Source organism: Chroococcidiopsis cubana SAG 39.79 (genome assembly GCF_003991895.1).
In the GTDB taxonomy this organism is placed as follows: Bacteria; Cyanobacteriota; Cyanobacteriia; order Cyanobacteriales; family Chroococcidiopsidaceae; genus Chroococcidiopsis; species Chroococcidiopsis thermalis.
Genome location: NZ_RSCK01000201.1, coordinates 1 through 4,534 on the forward strand (window position 1 = coordinate 1; position 4,534 = coordinate 4,534).

The window sequence follows — 4,534 nt, forward strand, 5'->3', positions numbered from 1 at the left end:
TAAAGCTTGTTGAAACATCACAGCAATCGCAATCGCACTTCTATCCTATTCTAACAATTATCTACAACTGTAGTACTAGGCAAAAATTTTCGGGATGCGCCCAGACATCAGCACTATCATGTGCTACGTAAATAGCAATATCTCCTACAATTTGAATGCTGCGTTGGTTGGCATAACGTTTTAGTTCTGACCATTGTTGAAAAAATTCAAATTGAAGATACTTGTAGTAAAAAGTATCCGTATTTAACTGTTGCTGCCATTGTTCGATCGCGGCTGGCTGTCTTCTAGCGATCGCTGGCTCCCAATGATTCCAACTAGCACCTTGGTGAGCATCTTTGAGTGCCATAAATAGAGCGTAGTCATCTAACCAGTAAGCATTGCGATCGCAAAATTCCGAAAACTCCTGTTTTTCAAACGATGTAGCATTTGCTTCAAAGTTCGAGCAAGCTTTTCGCAGCATTGGTATTTTTGTTGAGATCGCTTGCTCAAAGTCTACAGTTTCAGCATTAAACTCAGGTAAATGAGCCAAGTGAGCTTTTTCTAATAAGCCTTTTTTCTCTAATAATTCTGGACTAATCAGCAGTGGATTTCCTGCCATTGCTGAATAAGAGGCGTAAGGAGAATTACCTTTTCCCGCAGGTCCCAATGGTAATATCTGCCATAGTTGCTGTCCGCTATCCGCTAAAAAGTCAATAAAGCGATAAGCGTCTATACCTAAGTCTCCAATGCCAAATTGACTAGGTAAGGAAGTAGGATGCAACAAAACTCCGCTAGTTCGGCTGAAGGACATAATTAACCTCTAGTAGACTATGTTTACTCAGTGGCAAATAGCTTTGTTTTTTGTCACCGATTGACTTAATTTTCCTCTTCGTTAAAAATTGTCAATACACTCGGCTTACAGCGTTTAATCTCGAACTTAAAAAGATTTAAAGATCGCTCATGAGAGATTCTTCTCAGTATGAAATCACGATCTACTCTGCGAGAATACTGCGCGGATGAGAGCGTTTGCGTTTAGCAAGAGTAAGCTTTGCGCGATCCCAAATCAGCTCTATGCAAGAAATCTAATGTAAGATTATCAACCAGACAGCATAGTTACAATGATTTAAGTTTCGGAGCAAGGTTGTCTTCTTTAGATTTTATTTATAAAGTTTCTATATAGCAATCTAAATTAAATTGTGAACGTTTTCTGTTTAGAGGCGTTACATGTAGAGACGTTACATGTAACGCCTCTACACGGTTTCTATAAACAAAAAAATCTGATTTTATAAATTTATAGCTTGGCTTTAAACTTTATACTTGCTAACAAAAATCACTTAGGTTAAGTGCTTAAAAATATCTAACATTGAACTTCTTACTTTTGGTTTACTTGTAAGTTTTTTAGATATCAAATCAATCTTTTAATCAAACTAAATTTAAAATAAGTAACCTTTGCAAGTAAATATACTTTAGCTGACGAACTCGCTAAAAAATGGATAGATGAGCTAGGAGAGAAACTGTTTTGTTCGTCCTCAACCGAATAGAATGAAGTAGTGCGATCGCATATTTTCACTTAGAAAAGCTGACTTAAAACTTATTTATAGCATTTAGAGCTTCAGTCATTTTTCTGAGTCGTAGTAATTGCTGGTTGACGAGGACGGATATCTAACCCCTGCACGCCTAGATCTAGGCGAAAAATACCTCCTTGACCTGCTTCTGTTTCAACACCACCAGTCACGAAAAGACTTTTTAAATTCGCTCCACCAAAAGCGCAATTACTAGTAGTCAGATTACCGCTCGCATACCGACGAATTAACTGACCGCTGGAGTTCAGTACTTCTACATGGCGCGTACCATAGTGAGCTATATAGAGATTTCCCGCAGCATCCAAGCATAAACCATCAGGCTTGTTATCGATTTCCCCTGGTTGTTTGACTGGTAAAGCAAATACTTTTTTTTCCCCCAGCTTTCCTGGCGCTAGCACATTGTAGACAGCTACTATATTTTTATTACTTTCACTGACAAAAAGACGTTGACGATCTGGGGTGAGGACAATTCCATTTGCAAAAGCAAGTCCGCTAGCCACCTGGTTGAGTTGACTTGCGGCATTGACGTAGTAGACTGCACCATTGGGATTCTGAGGATTTGAGTCGCCAGAGTCGGTGAAATAAAAACCTCCTTGCGGATCGACAGTGATGTCATTGGGATATATTAATGGTTTGCCGTTAAACCGATCGGCAATTATTTTTAAGGGATTGCCATTAGCATCCAACTGTAGCACCGAATTTTTGGCAGCAACAATATGAGAACCATCGGGCAGAATTTTGTGTCCGTTAACTCCTTGAACCTTAGCCCAAATTCGACTGGAGCCATCAGGCGATACAATCGTAATCGTTCCTGCTTTAGTTTGGGAAAAGTAGAAATTGCCCTGGCGATCGAAAACAATTCCCTCACTATATTTGTCACTTTGCAGGACTTTTTCTGGTGAGATAGTATGCGCTGCTGGCAATGTTTCTTGTGGAGGAGTGACTATAGAGCGATCGGACACAAGATTCACATGCTCGGACACGGTAGATGGAGTGTCTAGCTTGGTATGACTGCAAGAAACCAACACTGTAGAGCTAAACAAGAGTGCAATTATTTTCCGCATGGTAAAAAATGTATGTAAGATGTACTTGTTTGTGTTGTGAACCTCGCTCCGATCTACAAATTCCGTTATGCTTTATCTAAATGCGATGGGAGCGAGGGTAAACGCGATCGCCTCTTTTGGCAATACACAGCGATTTACTGCTCGTGATAGTTCCACAGCAGTCCACCATCAACAAAAAAGGTAGAACCAGTGATGTAGTCGGCATCCGATGAAGCTAAAAAAGCAACCACAGGTCCAATATCTTCTGGTTTACCTAAACGCCCTAAAGGAATATTTTGTAATAACGCTCCTAGCTTTTGGGGGTCATTTAAGAGATTAGTATTGATGGGAGTCTCAATTGCTCCTGGGGCTACATTGTTAATTGTAATTCCCAGCGAACCTAGTTCGACTGCCAAGTTTCGCATAACCATCTTTAACCCACCCTTGCTGGCACAGTAGGGCGTGAAGTGGGGAAAAGGCAGTTCTTCATGCACGGAACTAATATTGATAATTTTGCCTTTGCGTTTAGTTTCAATCAAATGTTGCACGATCGCCTGTGTAGCGAAAAACGCACCTTTTAAGTTAACATTCAGCACTGCATCATAATTAGCTTCGGTAACGTCCCAGAAATCAGTGTTCTTACCATCAACTCCAGCATTATTCACCAAAATATCCAGTTGACCAAAATATTGAATGCTTTCAGCAACTAATCTACGAACATCACTAACTACTCCCAAGTCTGCCTGAACGATATAACCTTTACGTCCAGTTGCTTCTACTTGTTTTAACGTAGCTTCTGCGCCTTCTGGATGAGAGCGATAGTCAATGACCACATTTGCTCCTTCCTTGGCAAGGCGGACGGCGATCGCGCTGCCAATCCCCTGACTGCTACCAGTCACGAGTGCAACTTTACCTTCAAGTTTCATAACTTTCTCCTTGTTGTCCGAAAAACATCAACTTTAGTGGGGCTGCAATAACCGCAGTTAGCATGGTGACAGGGAATGTCTGATGCGTGAAAAAGCTTGCTACAGTAGGATTTTCCAGTACCAATAATCCCCTGTCGGTACAGGAGTGCAGCTAAAGCAGCCCCAAGAGGTGGAGCAATCCAGTAAATCCATTGATCCTGCCAAATCGAAATCAGGGCAGCTGGAGCAAAAGAGCGGGCTGGATTCAGACTAGTGCCAGTCAGTGGCGATTCGGTAGATACCAGAAAAGCAACTAGCGCCCCGGCGATCGCACCAGTCCAAGGCATAATGGACGAGTTAACTGAGATTAAAATTGTCAACATCAGCAAAAATGTAATGCCAACTTCAATCCCAAAACCCATGACTGGCGATACTCCTTTCCCCAACAGAGTCGCACCCAGATGAACGCTGCGAGCAAAGTCAGACCATAATACGAGTACTAAGGCAGCACTGATCGCAGCACCAATAACCTGCGCAAAAGCGTATGCTACGGCATCGCGGGTAGAGATTTTTTTCATCAGCCAGAAGCCCAAAGTGACTGAGGGATTGAGATGTCCTCCAGAGCGTTTGCCTAATGGCGAGTAAGCGATCGCTGTTCCTCCCCCAGCAAAACATAAAGCTGTGAGACATAAGCGCACATTAGGGTTGGGGATTAACTTGACGATTGGGGATTCTGGGCTAAAATTCCAGCAAACCCAAGAGAGACCGTTGAATATCATTAACATTGTGCCTACCAGTTCTGCGACGTAAGCAGGGATAGCACTGGGTCTGCTACTGGCAATCCTACGTTTCATCTCAGGTTCCTCAACTCGTTAAGTTATAGATTGGGCAATGCTTTCAGTCACGAAACTGTTAAAGGTTGGGCTTGTGCTTCTGGGCATTTAGAGCAGGGCAAACGCATCTAAATTTATACCAAGCTTAAAGTGATATTCTGGAACAAATACTTTTATGGAGAAATAAGCGT

At 42.0% G+C, this 4,534-nt stretch carries 3 protein-coding genes and 1 pseudogene; all 4 read right to left on the bottom strand.

Annotated elements, in window-relative coordinates; translation table 11 throughout:
* Positions 1 to 76: 76 nt before the first annotated feature.
* Positions 77 to 790 (bottom strand): annotated as a pseudogene (gene malQ / locus DSM107010_RS36910) (4-alpha-glucanotransferase); the annotation flags it as partial.
* 801 nt (positions 791 to 1,591) lie between these two features.
* Positions 1,592 to 2,626, bottom strand: a complete 1,035-nt coding sequence (locus tag DSM107010_RS36915; RefSeq protein ID WP_015154223.1) for an SMP-30/gluconolactonase/LRE family protein — start codon at positions 2,624 to 2,626, stop codon at positions 1,592 to 1,594.
* Positions 2,627 to 2,760: 134 nt separating this feature from the next.
* Complete coding sequence (locus DSM107010_RS36920; protein ID WP_106170594.1) at positions 2,761 to 3,531, bottom strand: glucose 1-dehydrogenase; 771 nt, start codon at positions 3,529 to 3,531, stop codon at positions 2,761 to 2,763.
* Complete coding sequence (locus tag DSM107010_RS36925; protein WP_127025336.1) at positions 3,528 to 4,364, bottom strand: MIP/aquaporin family protein; 837 nt, start codon at positions 4,362 to 4,364, stop codon at positions 3,528 to 3,530. Before DSM107010_RS36925 ends, DSM107010_RS36920 begins: the two co-directional genes overlap by 4 nt.
* Positions 4,365 to 4,534 lie beyond the last annotated feature (170 nt).

Coding starts and splice junctions, on each gene's coding strand:
- DSM107010_RS36920 (WP_106170594.1), bottom strand. CDS start 3,531: ATGAAACTTGAAGGTAAAGTTGCACTCGTGACTGGTAGCAGTCAGGGG.
- DSM107010_RS36915 (WP_015154223.1), bottom strand. CDS start 2,626: ATGCGGAAAATAATTGCACTCTTGTTTAGCTCTACAGTGTTGGTTTCT.
- DSM107010_RS36925 (WP_127025336.1), bottom strand. CDS start 4,364: ATGAAACGTAGGATTGCCAGTAGCAGACCCAGTGCTATCCCTGCTTAC.